Consider the following 16,536-nt stretch of genomic DNA (forward strand, 5'->3'; position numbering starts at 1 on the left):
GCGCTTTTTTCATGGACGCGAGAGTGCTGGTGGTGGTTTTCTCAGCGGTGTTGGCTGATGCGCAGAAAGCTGCCCATGCGCCGTGTCGCGATAGCCCCCGCTGTCACTGCATTCTTGAGCGCGCAATCCGGTTCGGCCTGGTGGTGGCAGTCTCGGAATCGGCACAGACCCAGGTAGGGACGGAACTCCCGGAAGCCGGTCTCAATTTCATGCTGACCCAGGTGGGCGAGACCGAATTCCTGGAGTCCAGGGCTGTCGATCAGGCGACTGTCTGTGTCTAGGCGATAGAGCCGGGCGTGGGTGGTGGTGTGCTTGCCCGAGTCCAACGCCTCGGAAATTTCCCGGGTCGCGGCCGCAGCCCCCGGCACCAGGGCGTTGATCAGGGTGGACTTGCCCATGCCCGATTGGCCCATCAGTATGCTCAGATGGCCTGCCAGGTGGGGGCGCAGAGCGCTGGCATCATCAAGGGCGCAGAGTTCCACCACCGGATAGCCCAGGGCCGCATAGGGTGCCAGGACGGCACGGGCTGCCGGTAGCCTGTCCTTGAGGTCGCACTTGTTGAGCACGAACACCACGCTAAGTTCGTCGTGCTCGGCCGCTACCAGGGCGCGGTCCAGCAGTTCTTCGGAAAAGGCCGGTTCGGTGGCCACTACCAACACTAGTTGGGTCGCGTTGGCGGCGATCAGTTTCTGCCGGTATTCGTCGCTGCGATAGAGCAGGGAACTGCGCGGCAGGTGGGCCATGATCTGGGCCTGATCATCACCGGGGGCCAGTTCTACCCGGTCGCCGCAGGCATAGGGGCTTTTCTTGCCCCGGGGGAATCCGGTCAGCCGGCCGCCCCGGTCCAGTTCAATCTCGTAATGCCGACCGAAGGCGGCGACGATGGTGCCGACCACCTTCACTCGGCTGCACTCAGCCGCGCGATGCGCAGACTGGCCGGTGGGTGGGAGTCGTAAAACAGGGAGTGGATCGGGTCCGGGGTCAGAGTGGAGGCGTTGTCCCGGTAGAGCTTGACCAGGGCGGTGCTCAGGTCGGCACCGCTGGCATGGGCGACGGCATAGGCATCGGCCTGGTATTCGTGGCGGCGGGAGAGGGCGGAAAATAGAGGCGAGAGGGGAAAGGAAAACACCGGCAGCACCAGGGAAAACAACAGCAGGGCCATGGCGGTGTCCTGCTGGCTGACGCCGAGTCCGGCGAAGAACCAGTCCCGGCTCATCAACTGACCCAGCAGCCAGAGAAATCCCAGGCCCAGGACAGCCATGGCGCCCAGGCGCTTCCAGAGATGGCGATGTTTGAAATGGCCCAGTTCGTGGGCCAGCACGGCCTCCACTTCCGCAGGGGTCAGATGCTCCAGCAGGGTGTCGAAAAAAACGATGCGCTTGGCGGCGCCAAACCCGGTGAAATAGGCATTGCCGTGGGCGGAGCGTTTCGACCCGTCCATCACGAACAGGCCCCGGGCGCGGAATCCGCAGCGCTGCAACAGGGCCTCGATGCGGGCCTTCAGGGCCTCGTCGGTCAGGGGAGTAAACCGGTTGAACAGCGGCGCGATCAGGGTGGGATAGAGGGCCAGCATCAGCAGGTTGAAGCCCAGCCAGAACAGCCAGACCCAGAACCACCAGTGGGCACCCATGCGTTCCATCAGCCAGAGTACCGCCAGCAGTAGCGGCCCTCCCAGCAGGACAGCCAGCAGCACCTGTTTGATCAGGTCGGAAACAAACAGGCCGGGCGTAGTCTTGTTGAAACCGAAACGGGCTTCCAGCACAAAGGTCCGGTACAAGGCGAAGGGCAGGTCCACCACCAGTCCGATCAGACCGACCAGGGCGAACAGACCCAGACCGCGGACATGACCACCACCAGGAAACAGGCCGTTCATCTGGTCGGCGCAATATTGAAGCAGGCCTCCCTGAGTAAAGGCCAGCACCATGAACATGCCAAGGAGGACCTCCAACAGGCTCAGGTGGGCCTTGGTCATTGTGTAATCGGCGGCCTTGTGGTGCTCTTCGAGACTGATTCCGTCGGCGAATCTGGGCGGAACCTGTCCTCGGTGGGCGCACACATGGCGTATCTGGCGCAGGCCGAGCCAGATGCGCAGCAGGGTGGTGAGGACGAGGGTGGCGAGAAAAATCTGGGTGAAGGCGGCGGTGGCGGACATGTAAGCTATGACAGAATTGCCTCTTTGATTGCAGCGGAAAAATTATGGCACAAGATCAGAACGGCCTTGTCTGGCTGGACATGGAAATGACGGGCCTGAATCCCGAGGGAGACCGGATTCTGGAACTCGCCATGGTCATCACCAACAGCAACCTGGAGACCATTGCCGAGAGTGCCGTCTGGGTGGTGCACCAGACCGAGGAAACCCTCAAGGCCATGGATGAATGGAACCAGAAAACCCATGGCCGATCCGGACTGATCGACAAGGTGAAGAACTCTGCCCTGTCGGAAACCGAGGTGGAAGCCCAGGCCATGGAATTTCTCAAGCGCCATGTACCCCAGGGCAAGTCACCCATGTGTGGTAACTCCATCTGTCAGGACCGTCGCTTCATGGCGCGCTACATGCCCAAGCTGGAAGCCCATTTTCACTACCGCAACCTGGATGTGTCCACGCTCAAGGAATTGTGTAAACGCTGGAAACCCGAGATCGCCAAGGGACTTACCAAGCATGGCAAGCACGAGGCCCTGGCCGATATCTACGAGTCCATCGAGGAACTCAAATACTACCGGGAACATTTTCTGAAGCTGTAGTCAGTCGCGTCGATAGAGACGCAACTTTTCCAGCCTGTCCCCCGGGCGGTGGCCCGTCCATACAAGGTGCCAGCCTTCGGGGGCTGGCTCTTTGCGTTCCGTGCTCTGGGTCAGCAACCAGGGGCAGTCTGGCCTCCCGATCGGGGCCAGACCGATGAAGTAGCGCAGGGACGCCTTCTGGCTGTCGCCCAGGTTGCGGGCGTTGATGCACTTACGGTTACCCGTAAGCGCCTGCTCCAGGGACAAGGCGACTGGTCGATAGGTTTTGCCGTAGTCGATCCAGGGCATCCAGAGACAGGCGAGGAGACCCCAGGTCAGGGTCATTCCGATCGCCCAGTGGGTGACGGCGCGCCAGGGAGACTTGGGCAGCCGGAACAGGGACCATAGCCAGAGCCCGGTCAGCAGCAATGCGGCCAGCAGGGGCAGCAGTTTGAATTGGCCGACGAAACCCGGCTCGGCCTTGAGGAAATTCTTTGCCACCCGCGCCGGTTCGCCGGTGATCATGGCAATACCGCCCAGCCAGATCAGGCCACCGACCAGGGTGAAGGTCATCATGCCGAACCAGTCGAACGCGTTGGCGGCACCGCGCCGCAGGCGAGGAACGCCGGCCACGGCCAGCAGGGCCAGGGGCACGTAGATGGGCAGGTGCTGCAAGGGGCGTGGCACTTCCCAGAGGATTATGGTGATCAGTGCTGCCAGGGTAGCGGCCAGAGGCAGCAGCAGGCCCGGTGCGGACAATTGGCGACGGTTGATCCAAAGGCTCCAGCCGGCCAGAGGCAGCAGAGGCCAGGCCGCCCAGCCCAATAGCGCCACATGGTCTAAGGTTCTTGCGGCACCGAAGCGCAGGGTCAGCCGGGCCTCTTCCGCCTTCCAGAGCAGGGGCAACAGTTCCGGTTGCTGCCAGGCCAGCAGGATGGGCCAGAGGGCCGCCAGTGCCAGGCCACCGAGAACGCCCAGGATCAGGAACAGCAAACTGATCCGGCTGCGCCAGGGAGCCAGGGCAAGACTGATGGCCAGGACGGGGAGGGTCAGGAACAGAGCCAGGGTGCCAGCGCTGAGCAGTGCGGCTGCCAGACTCAGGGCCATGATTGGGGCAGCGGACCGGGGTACCGATGGTATTCGGGCCAGGCCGTGAAGGAAAAAAGCCTGGGCCGCCAAGAGCAGGATGGCAGGTTGGGCGTCGTGGATGGGCGTGAGTAGGCCCAGGGTGCCCAACAACAATAGCGGCGCGCCACGATGGCTGTCCGCGTCGCCATGGAGGGCCAGGGCGGCCTGGCCCAGACCCCAGAGCAGCAGGGCGCCGAACAGGGCCGTGGCCAGTCGTGCCGCGTCGGCAAAGGCCAGCCAGTCCTTGCCCAGGCTTCCCAACAGGCCAGCGATCCAGTGGTAAAGGGGTGGGGTGACAAACCAGGGGTCATGGCCGATGCGGGGCCGCAGCCAGTCGCCCTGAGTGGCAAATTCGTAGGCCACCCCCAGATGCATGGCATCGTCGACCTTCCAGGGGTCGTGGCCGATCAGCCCTGCTAGAAGAAACACGCCACAGAGCAGCAGCAGGGACCCGCCGGTGGGGGGGAGACGGAGTTTGGGCACGAGGAAAATGGGCTCAAAAACAAAAAAAGGCAGCCGTGGCTGCCTTTTTAGTCTGCAAGACGCTATCAGGCGCCAGCACGCTTGCCATATTTCTGGCGGAAACGCTCGACGCGGCCAGCGGTGTCCATGATCTTCTGCTTGCCGGTCCAGAAGGGATGGCAGGATGAGCAGACTTCGACGTGCAGGGGCTTGCCACTGGTGGATTTGGTCTTGAACTGGCTGCCACAACTGCAAGTCACGTCGATTTCGACGTAGTTCGGGTGTATGCCTTCTCTCATGATGATGTCCTTGTATGTCAGCGGCCCGTGAATTTGGCGAGCCAGGGAAGCGCGCGATTATTCCGGAAATTTCGTTTTAGATCAAGTTGCACGGGAGCGTGACTGCTCAGCCCCGCCGCATGGCGTCGAAGAATTCCCCGTTGTTCTTGGTGGCCTTGATCTTGTCCAGGAGGAATTCCATCGCATCAAGATCGTCCATGTTGTAAAGCAATTTGCGCAAAATCCACATTTTTTGCAGCACGTCGGGCTTGAGCAGTAACTCCTCTCTGCGGGTGCCGGAACGATTGACGTTGATGGCCGGATAGACCCGTTTCTCCGCCATGCGCCGGTCCAGGTGGATTTCCATGTTGCCGGTGCCCTTGAATTCTTCATAGATCACGTCGTCCATGCGGGAACCGGTGTCGATCAGGGCGGTGGCAATGATGGTGAGACTGCCACCTTCCTCCAGGTTGCGGGCTGCGCCAAAAAAACGCTTGGGTTTTTGCAAGGCGTTGGCGTCCACGCCACCGGTCAGCACCTTGCCGGAGGCCGGCTGCACGGTGTTGTAGGCCCGGGCCAGGCGGGTGATGGAGTCCAGCAGGATCACTACGTCTTTCTTGTGCTCGGTGAGACGCTTGGCCTTCTCGATCACCATCTCGGCGACCTGAACGTGGCGGGTGGCGGGTTCGTCGAAGGTGGAGGCGACCACTTCACCACGCACGGTACGGGTCATTTCCGTCACTTCCTCGGGACGCTCGTCGATCAGCAGTACGATCAGAGAGACATCGGGGTGATTGGCAGTGATGGCGTGGGCGATGTGCTGCATCATGACCGTCTTGCCCGACTTTGGGGAGGCCACCAGCAGACCCCGTTGTCCCTTGCCAATGGGGGCGATGATATCCACCACCCGGCTGGTGGTGTTCTCTTCGGCCTTGATGTCCCGCTCCAGCTTGAGGTGCTCGGTGGGGTGGAGCGGAGTCAGGTTTTCAAACAGGATCTTGTTCTTGCACGCTTCCGGGGGTTGGCCGTTGATGGTGTCCAACTTGACCATGGCGAAGTAGCGTTCGCCATCTTTCGGAGTGCGAACCTCCCCTTCGATGGTATCGCCGGTATGCAGGTTGAAGCGGCGAATCTGGGAGGGAGAGACGTAGATGTCGTCGGTGTTGGCCAGGTAGGAGGTGTCCGGCGAGCGCAGGAAGCCGAAGCCGTCAGGCAGGATTTCAAGCACACCGTCGCCGTGAATGCATTCGCCCTGCTTGGCTTGGTTCTTGAGAATAGCGAAAATCAGTTCGTGCTTGCGCAGACGGTTTGCGGCCTCGATCTGGTTGGCATTGGCCATCTCCAGCAATTGGCTGACGTGGAGGGCTTTGAGCTCCGAAAGATGCATGATGGGTAGAACCTGTGGGAAGGGAACGGCTGCGAACGCTGCCGTGGGAGGTACTAAGTGGGATGGGGCGGGAAAGCCGGATGTCTTGGGAAAGACAAGCCCGGAAACGCAGGACGGCTTTAGAGGTGGGGCTGGGTGCCGTGCGTGTCCGGGCGGACTGTAGCGGTATTACAGATTGCTGTCAATGAAGGCAACGAGCTGAGATTTGGAGAGGGCCCCTACCTTGGTGGCGTCGGCATTGCCGCCCTTGAATAGGATCAGCGTTGGAATGCCGCGGATGCCGAATTCGCCCGGGGTCTTGGGGTTGTCATCGATGTTGAGCTTGGCGACCTTGATACGGCCGGCGTATTCCCGTGCCACTTCATCGAGAATCGGGGCGATCATCTTGCAGGGACCGCACCATTCGGCCCAGTAATCCACCAGGACCGGAATCGGGGAGTCAAGAACCTCGCTCTTGAAAGTTGCGTCAGTGACGTGATGAATATGTTCGCTCATGAAATCCTCTTGTTTGATCTGCGGACCTGGCATCGACCCGGTAGGTCGCATCCCGAGGGCTGGTCTGCATGCATTGGTGCCGTTGGACGACCTCTTCTTACGGCAGTAGATTAGCAAAAAACCGGCGGGCGGTGGCAAGGCTTGAATAGGCGGCAGTAGAATCGGGATTCCAACAGAACTGGGGTGGCCCATCATGACCTATGTGGTGACCGAGTCCTGCATTCGCTGCAAATACACCGACTGCGTGGATGTTTGTCCCGTGGATTGCTTTCGAGAGGGGCCCAATTTCCTGGTGATCGATCCTGATGAATGTATCGATTGCACCCTCTGTGTGGCCGAGTGCCCGGCGGAGGCGATTTTCGCAGAGGATGATGTGGTAGCAAGCCAGCACCACTTCATCGCGCTGAACGCAGAGTTGGCCAAGCAGTGGAAGCCCATTATCGAGAGCAAGGCCCCGCCGGTAGATGCGGACGAATGGCGCGACGTCAAGGACAAGCTCCAACATCTGGAACGCTGAGCGTCTTCGATCGTCGCAGGACTAGGCTTATCATGGGCCGCGCCTTCGGCTAACATGAAACCAGCGTAGCTCAATATAACGAGGAGGGACGGATATGCAAGTCAGGGAAATTCTGGCCATCAAAGGTGCAGTGCTCTATACCATTTCTCCCGGAAAGACACTGGCCGAGGCCATCGCCGTCATGACGGAACAAGACGTGGGGTCCTTAGTGTGCTTCGAGGGGGGGCGCATGGTTGGCATGCTGACCTTCCGTGAAGTGCTCAAGGCCATTCGTGCCCATGGTGCCGCCTGGGAGAACCTCGGGGTCGACAAGGTGATGGTGCGTGAACCCCTGGTGGCTAATCCGGATGTGGAGGTGGATGAGCTGCGCCGCATCATGGTGGATCATCACATGCGTTATCTTCCAGTGATGGAGGAAGGGACCTTGCTGGGGGTAATCTCCTTTCATGATGTGGCCAGGGCGGTGCTTGAGGAACAGAGCTTCGAAAATCGCATGCTCAAGGCCTACATCAGGGACTGGCCCGAGGAAGAGCAACCCGCTCGCAGTTAGTCAGGCCTTCTCCATGGAGAAAATCTGGCTTCAGAGCTATCCCTCGGGCATCAGTGCCGAGGTGGATGTCTCGACTTATACGTCGCTGGCCGATTTGTTTTCGGCCAGCGTCTCCCGTTTTTCCGCAAGGACCGCATTTATCAGTATGGGGCGGTCCATGAGCTATGGAGAACTGGATCGCCGCTCCGCGGACTTCGCCGCCTGGCTGAAAAACGTGGCGAAGGTCGGCAAGGGCGCCCGGGTGGCGCTGATGATGCCCAACCTGTTGCAGTATCCGGTCTGTCTGTTCGGCGCCCTGCGCGCCGGCTGTGTGGTAGTGAATTGCAATCCCCTGTATACCGCGCCAGAGCTGGAACACCAGTTGGCAGATTCGGGGGCCGAGGTGATTGTTGTTCTGGAAAACTTCGCTCATGTGGTGCAGCGCGTGTTGCCCAGGACCCAGGTCAGGCATGTGGTGGTGACCCGAATGGGGGACTTCCTCGGAACCCTCAAGGGCGGGCTGGTTAACTTTGTTGTCTGCCATGTCAAGAAGATGGTTCCTGCTTGGTCACTGCCCCATGTCCCTTTGACACAAGCCCTGGAGCAGGGGGCTGCAGCCGGTTTCTCACCAGTGCAACTGGAGGCGGACGATCTGGCTTTCCTGCAGTACACCGGGGGTACCACAGGGGTCTCGAAGGGCGCCATGCTGAGTCACGGCAACATGGTGGCCAATCTGCAACAGGCCCATGCCTGGATCGGTCCCTTTCTGCGGGAAGGCGGTGAGCTGGTGGTGACGGCCCTGCCGCTCTACCATGTATTTGCCCTGACCGCGAACTGTCTGACGTTCTTTAAGATTGGCGCAGCCAACCTGCTGATCGTCAATCCCCGTGATATTCCGGGATTCGTCAAGGAGTTGGGGCGTTACCGATTTACCGCGATCACCGGTGTCAATACGCTATTCAATGCTTTGCTGGCGGCCCCGGGGTTCGATCGTATCGACTTTAGCGCCCTCACCATCTCCCTGGGGGGGGGCATGGCGGTCCAGAAGCCGGTGGCCGAGCGCTGGAAGGCCGTGACCGGCCGGCCCCTGATCGAGGCCTATGGCCTGACCGAGGCATCGCCGGCAGTAACCATCAATCCCCTGGATCTGGAGGCATTCAACGGTGCCATCGGCCTGCCCCTGCCCTCCACCGAGATCTCGGTCAGGGATGGCAATGGAGTGGAGCTTCCCATCGGCGAGCCGGGGGAGCTCTGTGTGCGCGGGCCCCAGGTGATGAAGGGCTACTGGAACCGTCCGGATGAGACGGTCGCCGTGATGACCTCCGATGGTTTTCTGCGTACCGGCGATATGGTGGTCATGGACGAGAAGGGTTTTGTCCGTCTGGTGGATCGGATGAAGGACGTGATCCTGGTTTCCGGCTTCAAGGTTTTCCCCAACGAGGTGGAGGCGGTGGTCTCCTCCCATCCCGGTGTGCTGGAAGTGGCCGCGGTGGGCGTGCCGGACGAGCATTCCGGCGAGGCCGTGAAAATCTTTGTGGTACGTCGCTCCCCTGATCTCACTGCCGAAGCGCTGATCGCCCATTGCCGGGAGAGCCTGACGGGCTACAAGGTGCCTCGCCTTGTGGAGTTTCGTAATGATCTGCCCAAGACCAATGTGGGCAAGATTTTGCGGCGGGCGCTGAAGACCACGGTTTGAGTCTCCACGGGGAGACCGGGGCGGGGGCCGAGGCTGGTGTAAAATCGAGGCCCTTCTGTTCCCTTTCCAGAAATCATGTCCGGCAGCAGCTTCGGCACGCTTTTCCGCGTGTCCTCTTTTGGTGAATCCCATGGGCCGGCCATTGGTTGTGTGGTGGACGGCTGTCCGCCAGGTCTGGAACTGAGCGAGGCCGATATCCAGAACGAACTGGACCGGCGCAAGCCTGGCACATCCCGCCACGTCACCCAGCGGCGGGAGCCGGATACGGTGGAAATTCTCTCCGGCGTGTTCGAAGGCCAGACCACCGGAACCCCGATCGCGCTGTTGATCCGCAATCAGGACCAGCGTAGCAAAGACTACGGCAATATCGCCCAATCCTTCCGTCCTGGTCATGCCGACTATACCTACTGGCAGAAATACGGTATCCGCGACTATCGTGGCGGCGGGCGTTCCAGCGCACGGGAAACCGCGACCCGTGTTGCGGCCGGTGCCATCGCCAAGAAATGGCTGCGCCAACGCTATGGCGTGCTGGTGCGGGGCTATATGAGCCAGTTGGGACCGATCGAGATTCCCTTTGTGAGTTGGGACATGGTGGCGACCAATCCCTTTTTCTCCCCCAACGCCGAAATCCTGCCGCAACTGGAATCCTTCATGGATCAGTTGCGCAAGGCGGGGGATTCCATCGGCGCCCGGATCAATGTGGTGGCTGAACACGTGCCGGTGGGCTGGGGCGATCCGGTGTTCGATCGGCTCGATGCATCCATCGCCTACGCCATGATGGGCATCAATGCGGTCAAGGGTGTGGAGGTCGGGGCCGGCTTCGCAGCGGTTACCCAGCGAGGGTCGGAACATGGGGATGAGCTGACGCCAGAGGGTTTTGTCGGCAATAACGCGGGGGGCGTGCTGGGAGGGATTTCCTCAGGCCAGGACATTACCGTCAGCATTGCCATCAAGCCTACTTCCAGCATCCGGTTGCCGCGCCGATCCATCGATCTGCAAGGGCATCCGTCTCCGATGGAGACTCACGGGCGCCACGATCCCTGCGTGGGCATCCGTGCCACGCCCATTGCCGAGGCCATGCTGGCCCTGGTGCTGATTGACGCCGCCCTGCGACATCGTGCCCAGTGCGCCGATGTGGTTTGTAGCACGCCAAAAATTTCAGGTTGATTCAAGGAGTACCCATGACAATTGAACATCATGATCTGCATCATGAATTCCCGGAATTCAAGGACAGCATTCACCTGCTGAAGACCGGTAATCATCACTTTGCCCGCATTTTCGACGAATACCATGGGGCCACTTCTAAAGTGGAGCAACTCGAAGGTAAGGGTATTCCTATAGATGACTCCTCGTTTGAGGAGCTCAAGAAAAAGCGTTTGAAGCTGAAGGATGAGTTGTACGCGATGCTGCGCGAACATCGGGTTCCTTGAATTTTTGTCGGTGCGGGCATTGTCCGTACGGGCTCTGCATAAGGGGGCTCTGTCCCCCTCTCTCCCATCTCTTTCGGCCTGTGTCTTGAACGCTTTCTTCTGGCCGCTTTCCGCCTGGTACTTCTGCTACTTCGCGTTTCTGGGCGCCTTCAATACCTATTTCGGGTTGTATCTCAAGTCCATCGGGATATCGGCCTGGCACATCGGTGTACTACTTTCCCTGTTCCCGGTGATGCGCATGGTGGCACCCAATTTTTGGGGTTGGCTGGCCGATCGATGGGGCACCAAGGCCTTGGTGGTCAAGTGCGCGACAGGGGCTACCCTGGTGGCCTTTGCCGGTGCGCTATGGACCTCCGATTTCTGGGGAATCTTCGTTGTCATAACCGTCTTCGCCTTCTTTGGCAGCGCCTCCCTGCCCCTGGTGGAGGCGTTGACCCTAGCCCATCTGCAGCACCGGGTGGAGCGTTACGGGCGCATCCGCCTCTGGGGTTCCATCGGCTTTATCCTGGCGGTTCAGGGGGTGGGCCTGCTGCTGGACTGGATTGCTCTTTCCAGCCTGGTCTGGATTTGCCTTGCGATTCTGGGGGCGACTCTGATCAGTTCATTTCGGCTCACCGAGGCGCCGATACTCTCTGGTCATGTTCCCGCTGGCGGCCTGACGGGCGGGTTCCTCAATCGGGGAATGCTGGCTCTGCTGGCTGCTTGCTTCATGATGTCGGCAGCCCATTCGCCGCTTTACGTGTTCTATTCCATCCACCTGGTAGACCATGGCTACACCAAGAGCGCCGTGGGAGCCCTCTGGGCCTTGGGCGTGGTAGCGGAAATCCTGGTTTTCCTGTGGATGCCCCGCCTGATGCGCAGGGTTTCGGTGCGGATGATCCTGGCGGTCAGCTTTGCTATTGCGGTGATACGTTTCCTGCTGATCGGCTGGGCCATTGACTTCCTGCTGGCGACGGTCATGGCCCAAGTGATGCATGGTGCCACTTTCGGTGCCAGTCATGCGGCAGCCGTGGCGGCCCTCAATCATTGGTACCCGGATCGGCAGCAGGCCCGTGCCCAGGCCCTCTACAGCAGTGCTTCCTTCGGTGCTGGTGGTCTGGTGGGAGGGCTGTTTTCCGGCTATGCCTGGGGTGCCTTGGGCGCCGGTCCTACCTACACCATTGCGTCTTTGTTCGCTCTGGGTGGCCTGATCCTGGTCCTGCGGGGGCTGCGGAGCGGGTGAACATGCTGCGCTGCAATGGCGAGCTGTGACATAATCAGCCACTTCCCCTGATTCGAGCGCATTCCCATGTCGAAGACGCTATACGACAAGCTTTGGGAGAGTCATGTCGTCCATACGGAAGAGGACGGCACGGCACTCCTATACATTGATCGTCATCTTATCCACGAGGTGACCAGTCCCCAGGCCTTCGAGGGCCTCAAGCTGGCTGGCCGCAAGCCCTGGAGGGTCTCCTCCATCGTCGCCACGGCCGACCACAATACGCCCACGAAGGACTGGGACAAGGGGATCGAGGATCCGGTCTCTCGCCAGCAGGTGGAAACCCTGGATGCCAATATCCGCGAGGTGGGGGCGCTGGCCTTTTTCCCCTTCCGGGATCCCCGCCAGGGTATCGTACATGTGGTGGGGCCGGAGCATGGTGCCACCCTACCCGGCATGACCGTGGTTTGTGGCGATTCCCACACCAGTACCCACGGCGCCTTCGCCTGTCTGGCACATGGCATCGGTACTTCCGAAGTGGAGCATGTGCTGGCCACCCAGTGCCTGCTGCAAAAGAAATCCAGAACCATGCTGGTCAGGGTGGACGGTAATCCTGGACCGGGGGTGACGGCCAAGGACATCGTGCTGGCCCTGATCGGCAGGATCGGTACCGCCGGTGGTACCGGCTATGCGATCGAGTTCGCCGGTTCTGCCATACGCGGCTTGTCCATGGAGGGACGCATGACCGTTTGCAACATGGCTATCGAGGCCGGCGCGCGGGTGGGCTTCGTGGCCGTGGATCAGGTAACCATCGACTACCTGAAGGACCGTCCCCTGTCGCCCAAGGGTGAGGTCTGGGACAGGGCGGTGGCCTATTGGCGCACCCTGGTGTCCGATCCGGATGCGGCCTTCGATGCGGTGGTGGAACTGGACGCGAGCCGGATCAAGCCCCAGGTTACCTGGGGCACTTCCCCCGAGATGGTGGCGGACATCGACGGTGCCGTGCCGGCTCCCGAGGACTTCACTGATCCGGTCAAGCGCGAAGGTGTGGCCCGGGCCTTGCAGTACATGGGGCTTTCGCCACGGACGCCGATTTGCCAGATCGCCATCGACAAGGTCTTCATCGGTTCCTGCACCAACTCCCGCATCGAGGATCTGCGGCAGGCCGCCGTGGTGGTGCGAGGTCGGCATGTGGCCGCAAACGTGAAACAGGCCCTAGTGGTGCCCGGCTCCGGCGTGGTGAAACGCCAGGCCGAGGCCGAAGGTCTGGACCAGATATTTATCGCTGCCGGCTTTGAATGGCGGGAACCCGGTTGCTCCATGTGCCTGGCCATGAATGCGGATCGACTGGAGCCGGGGGAGCGCTGCGCTTCCACCTCCAATCGCAATTTTGAGGGGCGCCAGGGCAATGGCGGCCGCACGCACCTGGTGAGTCCTGCCATGGCGGCTGCGGCGGCGATCGCCGGCCATTTCGCCGATGTGCGGGATTTGGCCTGACGAAAGGAAGAATCATGAAGAATCTGTCTGTGGTCCTTTTGACAATACTTCTCCTGACAGCTTGCAGTACTCTGGAAGGCATCGGGAAAGATATCAAGGAAACCGGAAAGGCCATGCAGGAGGCGGCGGAATGATAAGGAGTATGTTCATGACACTGTTGGCGGCGGCAATGCTCCTGGTCGGTTGCAACACCGTGCAGGGCATTGGCCGTGATATCGAAAAAGGTGGCGAGGCCATTCAGAAGGCGGTGAAATGATGCGTGCCTTTACCGTGCATGAAGGCTTGGTGGCTCCCCTGGATCGTGCCAATGTAGATACCGACGCGATCATCCCCAAGCAGTTTCTCAAGTCGATCAAGCGCAGTGGCTTCGGTCCCAATGCCTTCGACGAATGGCGCTATCTGGATCATGGAGAGCCGGGCATGGATAATTCCAACCGTCCGCTGAATTCCCAGTTCGTGCTGAATCAGCCACGCTACCGGGGAGCCTCGGTATTGCTGACGCGGGAAAACTTCGGCTGCGGTTCTTCCCGGGAGCATGCGCCCTGGGCGCTGGAAGACTACGGTTTCCGGGCCTTGATAGGTCCGAGCTTTGCCGATATTTTCTTTAATAACTGCTTCAAAAACGGTTTGCTGCCGGTGCGACTGTCGGCAACTGAAGTGGATGAATTGTTCGCCCAGGTGGAAGCTACCCCCGGCTACCGGCTCACCATTGATCTGGCGGCCCAACAGGTGATTCGGCCCGACGGCAAGACCCTCGGTTTCGACGTTGATCCCTTCCGCAAGGAATGTCTGTTCAACGGTTGGGACGATATCGGCCTGACCCTGCGCCGGGCTGAAAAAATCCGCGAATTCGAGGCCCGGCGCCGCATTGAGCAGCCCTGGCTGTTTGCCTGAACCCTGTAAGGATGATCATGAAGATTGCTGTATTGGCTGGTGACGGCATCGGCCCTGAAATTACTGCCGAAGCAGTACGCGTGCTGAAGGCCCTGACCAGCGATGGCTTACATTTCGAACTGGAAGAGGCCCCCGTGGGTGGTGCCGGCTATCGGGCTTCCGGCCATCCGCTCCCCGAGGCGACGTTGAAGCTGGTTAAGGGGGCCGATGCCATTCTGTTCGGCGCCGTCGGTGATTTCAGCCTGGACACCCTGCCTCGGGAGCTGCGTCCGGAGCAGGCGATCCTAGGGCTGCGCAAGGAACTGAACCTCTTCGCCAACTTCCGTCCGGCGCTGGTCTATCCAGAACTGGTTCATGCCTCCACGCTAAAACCGGAGGTGGTGACCGGGCTCGATATCATGATCGTCCGCGAACTGACTGGAGACATCTATTTTGGCCAGCCCCGGGGTATTCACACCCTGCCCAATGGCGAGCGAGAGGGCTTTGACACCATGCGCTATTCGGAGTCCGAGATTCGCCGCGTGGCCTGTGTGGCCTTCGACGCGGCGCGCAAGCGCAACCGCCGCCTGTGTTCGGTGGATAAGGCCAATGTGCTTGACACCATGCAGCTCTGGCGCGAAGTGGTGATCGAGGTGGCGAAGGACTATCCGGATGTGGAGTTGTCCCATCAGTATGTGGACAATGCCGCTATGCAGCTGCTGAAGAACCCCAAACAGTTCGATGTGATCGTCACTGGCAACATGTTCGGCGATATCCTTTCCGACGAGGCTTCGATGTTGACCGGTTCCATCGGCATGCTGCCCTCCGCTTCCCTGAATGAGCGGAACTTCGGGCTGTACGAGCCCATCCATGGCTCGGCCCCGGATATTGCGGGCAAGGGTGTCGCCAATCCCCTGGCGACCATCCTTTCCGTCGCGATGATGCTGCGTTATACGTTCAATCAGGGGGAGGCTGCTGACCGCATCGAGTCCGCAGTGAAGAAGGTGCTGGCTCAGGGCTTCCGTACCGGCGATATCGCCGAAACGGGCAAGCTCACCGTGGGAACCCGGGAGATGGGCGATGCCGTGATGGCAGCCTTGTGATCATTGAAGAGAGCTGAATCATGAAAAAAGTGGGTCTGGTGGGATGGCGCGGTATGGTGGGGTCGGTCCTCATGCAGCGCATGCGCGAGGAAAACGATTTTTCCTTGATCGAGCCGCTGTTCTTCACCACCTCCAATGTGGGTGGGCAAGGTCCGACGGAAGGAGGCAGCGCGCCTCTCAAGGGGGCCAAGGACATCGAGCAGTTGAAGATGATGGACATCATCATCTCCTGCCAGGGGGGCGACTACACCACCGAGATTTTCCCCAGGTTGAGGGAATCGGGCTGGACCGGCCACTGGATTGACGCGGCGTCCTCCCTGCGTATGAAGGATGATGCAGTCATCATCCTGGATCCGGTGAATCAGCATGTCATCAAGGATGCCCTGACCAAGGGCGGCAGGAACTGGATCGGCGGCAATTGCACCGTCAGCCTGATGCTGATGGGTCTGGGCGGTCTGTTCAAGGCAGACCTGATCGAGTGGATGACTTCCATGACCTATCAGGCGGCTTCCGGTGCCGGCGCTCAGAACATGCGCGAGCTGCTGCAGCAGATGGGCGAGGCCCATCGTGTGGCCCAGTCCCTGTTGAACGATCCGGCCTCCGCCATCCTGGATATCGATCGGGACGTGGCCGGCATCCTGAGGGATGAAAAATTTCCCACTGCCAACTTTGGTGTTCCCCTGGCGGGTTCTCTGATTCCCTGGATCGACAAGGACCTGGGCAATGGCCAGAGCCGTGAGGAATGGAAGGGCGGCGCGGAAACCAACAAGATCCTTGGCCTGGGAGCGCGGCCGATTCCTGTGGATGGCCTATGCGTACGGATCGGTGCCATGCGTTGCCATTCCCAGGCGCTGACCATCAAGCTGAAAAGGGATGTACCTCTGGACGAGATCGAGGGGCTGCTGGCCAGCCACAATGAGTGGGCCAAGGTGGTTCCCAATCAGCGCGAGATCACCATGAAGGAACTGACACCCACCGCCGTCACCGGTACTCTGTCGGTTCCGGTGGGCAGGTTGCGAAAACTGTCCATGGGGAACGAGTACCTATCAGCATTTACCGTTGGCGACCAGTTGTTGTGGGGGGCTGCCGAACCCTTGCGCCGGATGCTGCGTATCCTGCTGGACTAAAGTTATATCCTAGCCCGATGGGGGAAGCTCAGGAGTCGGATTAGCTTGCATCGCTAACATCATGATGTTATTTTGAATGCTGCCAAGAGTATCCC

19 protein-coding genes are annotated in these 16,536 nt (G+C 60.3%); 13 read left to right on the forward strand and 6 right to left on the reverse strand.

The features are described 5' to 3' along the window. Positions 1–41 precede the first annotated feature (41 nt). Both rsgA and DENOEST_RS03435 read right to left on the reverse strand, forming a co-directional pair. On the reverse strand, positions 42–902 hold the full coding sequence (gene rsgA, locus DENOEST_RS03430) for a ribosome small subunit-dependent GTPase A (RefSeq protein ID WP_197970502.1): 861 nt from the start codon (positions 900–902) through the stop codon (positions 42–44). Further along, positions 899–2,152 carry a M48 family metallopeptidase gene (locus DENOEST_RS03435; protein ID WP_145770009.1) on the reverse strand — a complete coding sequence of 418 codons (1,254 nt, stop codon included), beginning with the start codon at positions 2,150–2,152 and terminating at the stop codon, positions 899–901. The genes rsgA and DENOEST_RS03435 overlap by 4 nt, the downstream gene beginning before the upstream one ends. A 44-nt stretch (positions 2,153–2,196) precedes the next feature. Between DENOEST_RS03435 and orn the strand changes: the two genes are divergently transcribed. Continuing rightward, positions 2,197–2,742, forward strand: coding sequence for an oligoribonuclease (orn, locus tag DENOEST_RS03440; RefSeq protein WP_145770010.1), 546 nt, complete (start codon positions 2,197–2,199; stop codon positions 2,740–2,742). Here the strand turns inward: orn and DENOEST_RS03445 are convergent, their stop codons facing one another. The 4 genes from DENOEST_RS03445 to trxA all read right to left on the reverse strand — a co-directional run bounded on the left by DENOEST_RS03445 (position 2,743) and on the right by trxA (position 6,471). Beyond that, complete coding sequence (locus tag DENOEST_RS03445) at positions 2,743–4,332, reverse strand: ArnT family glycosyltransferase (protein WP_145770011.1); 1,590 nt, start codon at positions 4,330–4,332, stop codon at positions 2,743–2,745. It lies immediately after the preceding gene. Positions 4,333–4,397: 65 nt separating this feature from the next. Further along, positions 4,398–4,610, reverse strand: a complete 213-nt coding sequence (rpmE, locus tag DENOEST_RS03450; protein ID WP_145770012.1) for a 50S ribosomal protein L31 — start codon at positions 4,608–4,610, stop codon at positions 4,398–4,400. A 106-nt stretch (positions 4,611–4,716) separates the two neighbouring features. Beyond that, the gene (gene rho / locus DENOEST_RS03455; RefSeq protein WP_145770013.1) at positions 4,717–5,976 is read right to left on the reverse strand and encodes a transcription termination factor Rho; all 1,260 of its coding nucleotides are present in this window, start codon (positions 5,974–5,976) and stop codon (positions 4,717–4,719) included. Between the two features lie 168 nt (positions 5,977–6,144). Next, positions 6,145–6,471 (reverse strand): thioredoxin TrxA, encoded by a 327-nt coding sequence (gene trxA / locus DENOEST_RS03460; protein WP_145770014.1) that lies wholly within the window; start codon positions 6,469–6,471, stop codon positions 6,145–6,147. A gap of 193 nt (positions 6,472–6,664) precedes the next feature. Between trxA and fdxA the strand changes: the two genes are divergently transcribed. The 12 genes from fdxA to asd all read left to right on the forward strand — a co-directional run bounded on the left by fdxA (position 6,665) and on the right by asd (position 16,441). Further along, a complete protein-coding gene (gene fdxA, locus DENOEST_RS03465; RefSeq protein ID WP_145770015.1) occupies positions 6,665–6,988 on the forward strand; it encodes a ferredoxin FdxA in 324 nt (107 codons plus the stop codon). A gap of 94 nt (positions 6,989–7,082) precedes the next feature. Continuing rightward, the gene (locus DENOEST_RS03470; protein ID WP_145770016.1) at positions 7,083–7,538 is read left to right on the forward strand and encodes a CBS domain-containing protein; all 456 of its coding nucleotides are present in this window, start codon (positions 7,083–7,085) and stop codon (positions 7,536–7,538) included. A 13-nt stretch (positions 7,539–7,551) separates the two neighbouring features. Next, entirely contained in the window at positions 7,552–9,213 is a 1,662-nt protein-coding gene (locus DENOEST_RS03475) for an AMP-binding protein (RefSeq protein ID WP_145770017.1), read from the forward strand. Positions 9,214–9,288: 75 nt separating this feature from the next. Then, complete coding sequence (gene aroC / locus DENOEST_RS03480) at positions 9,289–10,380, forward strand: chorismate synthase (RefSeq protein ID WP_145770018.1); 1,092 nt, start codon at positions 9,289–9,291, stop codon at positions 10,378–10,380. A 14-nt stretch (positions 10,381–10,394) separates the two neighbouring features. Next, on the forward strand, positions 10,395–10,643 hold the full coding sequence (locus tag DENOEST_RS03485) for a YdcH family protein (protein ID WP_145770019.1): 249 nt from the start codon (positions 10,395–10,397) through the stop codon (positions 10,641–10,643). Positions 10,644–10,728: 85 nt separating this feature from the next. Beyond that, positions 10,729–11,865, forward strand: a complete 1,137-nt coding sequence (locus tag DENOEST_RS03490) for an MFS transporter (RefSeq protein ID WP_197970503.1) — start codon at positions 10,729–10,731, stop codon at positions 11,863–11,865. Between the two features lie 66 nt (positions 11,866–11,931). Beyond that, complete coding sequence (gene leuC / locus DENOEST_RS03495; RefSeq protein ID WP_145770021.1) at positions 11,932–13,338, forward strand: 3-isopropylmalate dehydratase large subunit; 1,407 nt, start codon at positions 11,932–11,934, stop codon at positions 13,336–13,338. Positions 13,339–13,352: 14 nt separating this feature from the next. Then, a complete protein-coding gene (locus DENOEST_RS03500; RefSeq protein WP_145770022.1) occupies positions 13,353–13,472 on the forward strand; it encodes an entericidin A/B family lipoprotein in 120 nt (39 codons plus the stop codon). Between the two features lie 14 nt (positions 13,473–13,486). Then, complete coding sequence (locus DENOEST_RS03505; RefSeq protein WP_232096430.1) at positions 13,487–13,594, forward strand: entericidin A/B family lipoprotein; 108 nt, start codon at positions 13,487–13,489, stop codon at positions 13,592–13,594. Beyond that, the gene (gene leuD, locus DENOEST_RS03510; protein WP_145770079.1) at positions 13,594–14,232 is read left to right on the forward strand and encodes a 3-isopropylmalate dehydratase small subunit; all 639 of its coding nucleotides are present in this window, start codon (positions 13,594–13,596) and stop codon (positions 14,230–14,232) included. The genes DENOEST_RS03505 and leuD overlap by 1 nt, the downstream gene beginning before the upstream one ends. Before the next feature lie 17 nt (positions 14,233–14,249). Next, a complete protein-coding gene (gene leuB, locus DENOEST_RS03515) occupies positions 14,250–15,314 on the forward strand; it encodes a 3-isopropylmalate dehydrogenase (RefSeq protein ID WP_145770024.1) in 1,065 nt (354 codons plus the stop codon). 20 nt (positions 15,315–15,334) lie between these two features. Beyond that, positions 15,335–16,441: an aspartate-semialdehyde dehydrogenase gene (asd, locus tag DENOEST_RS03520; protein ID WP_145770025.1), complete on the forward strand. Its 1,107-nt coding sequence runs from the start codon at positions 15,335–15,337 to the stop codon at positions 16,439–16,441. Positions 16,442–16,536: the final 95 nt, after the last annotated feature.

Source organism: Denitratisoma oestradiolicum, from assembly GCF_902813185.1.
In the GTDB taxonomy this organism is placed as follows: domain Bacteria; phylum Pseudomonadota; class Gammaproteobacteria; order Burkholderiales; family Rhodocyclaceae; genus Denitratisoma; species Denitratisoma oestradiolicum.

What these genes read in the sequence shown, in the direction of transcription:
- asd (WP_145770025.1), top strand. Translation starts at nt 15,335, where the DNA reads ATGAAAAAAGTGGGTCTGGTGGGATGGCGCGGTATGGTGGGGTCGGTC.
- orn (WP_145770010.1), top strand. Translation starts at nt 2,197, where the DNA reads ATGGCACAAGATCAGAACGGCCTTGTCTGGCTGGACATGGAAATGACG.
- rpmE (WP_145770012.1), bottom strand. Translation starts at nt 4,610, where the DNA reads ATGAGAGAAGGCATACACCCGAACTACGTCGAAATCGACGTGACTTGC.
- leuC (WP_145770021.1), top strand. Translation starts at nt 11,932, where the DNA reads ATGTCGAAGACGCTATACGACAAGCTTTGGGAGAGTCATGTCGTCCAT.
- leuD (WP_145770079.1), top strand. Translation starts at nt 13,594, where the DNA reads ATGCGTGCCTTTACCGTGCATGAAGGCTTGGTGGCTCCCCTGGATCGT.
- leuB (WP_145770024.1), top strand. Translation starts at nt 14,250, where the DNA reads ATGAAGATTGCTGTATTGGCTGGTGACGGCATCGGCCCTGAAATTACT.
- DENOEST_RS03475 (WP_145770017.1), top strand. Translation starts at nt 7,552, where the DNA reads ATGGAGAAAATCTGGCTTCAGAGCTATCCCTCGGGCATCAGTGCCGAG.
- DENOEST_RS03500 (WP_145770022.1), top strand. Translation starts at nt 13,353, where the DNA reads ATGAAGAATCTGTCTGTGGTCCTTTTGACAATACTTCTCCTGACAGCT.
- DENOEST_RS03505 (WP_232096430.1), top strand. Translation starts at nt 13,487, where the DNA reads ATGACACTGTTGGCGGCGGCAATGCTCCTGGTCGGTTGCAACACCGTG.
- fdxA (WP_145770015.1), top strand. Translation starts at nt 6,665, where the DNA reads ATGACCTATGTGGTGACCGAGTCCTGCATTCGCTGCAAATACACCGAC.
- DENOEST_RS03470 (WP_145770016.1), top strand. Translation starts at nt 7,083, where the DNA reads ATGCAAGTCAGGGAAATTCTGGCCATCAAAGGTGCAGTGCTCTATACC.
- DENOEST_RS03485 (WP_145770019.1), top strand. Translation starts at nt 10,395, where the DNA reads ATGACAATTGAACATCATGATCTGCATCATGAATTCCCGGAATTCAAG.
- aroC (WP_145770018.1), top strand. Translation starts at nt 9,289, where the DNA reads ATGTCCGGCAGCAGCTTCGGCACGCTTTTCCGCGTGTCCTCTTTTGGT.
- rho (WP_145770013.1), bottom strand. Translation starts at nt 5,976, where the DNA reads ATGCATCTTTCGGAGCTCAAAGCCCTCCACGTCAGCCAATTGCTGGAG.
- DENOEST_RS03435 (WP_145770009.1), bottom strand. Translation starts at nt 2,152, where the DNA reads ATGTCCGCCACCGCCGCCTTCACCCAGATTTTTCTCGCCACCCTCGTC.
- trxA (WP_145770014.1), bottom strand. Translation starts at nt 6,471, where the DNA reads ATGAGCGAACATATTCATCACGTCACTGACGCAACTTTCAAGAGCGAG.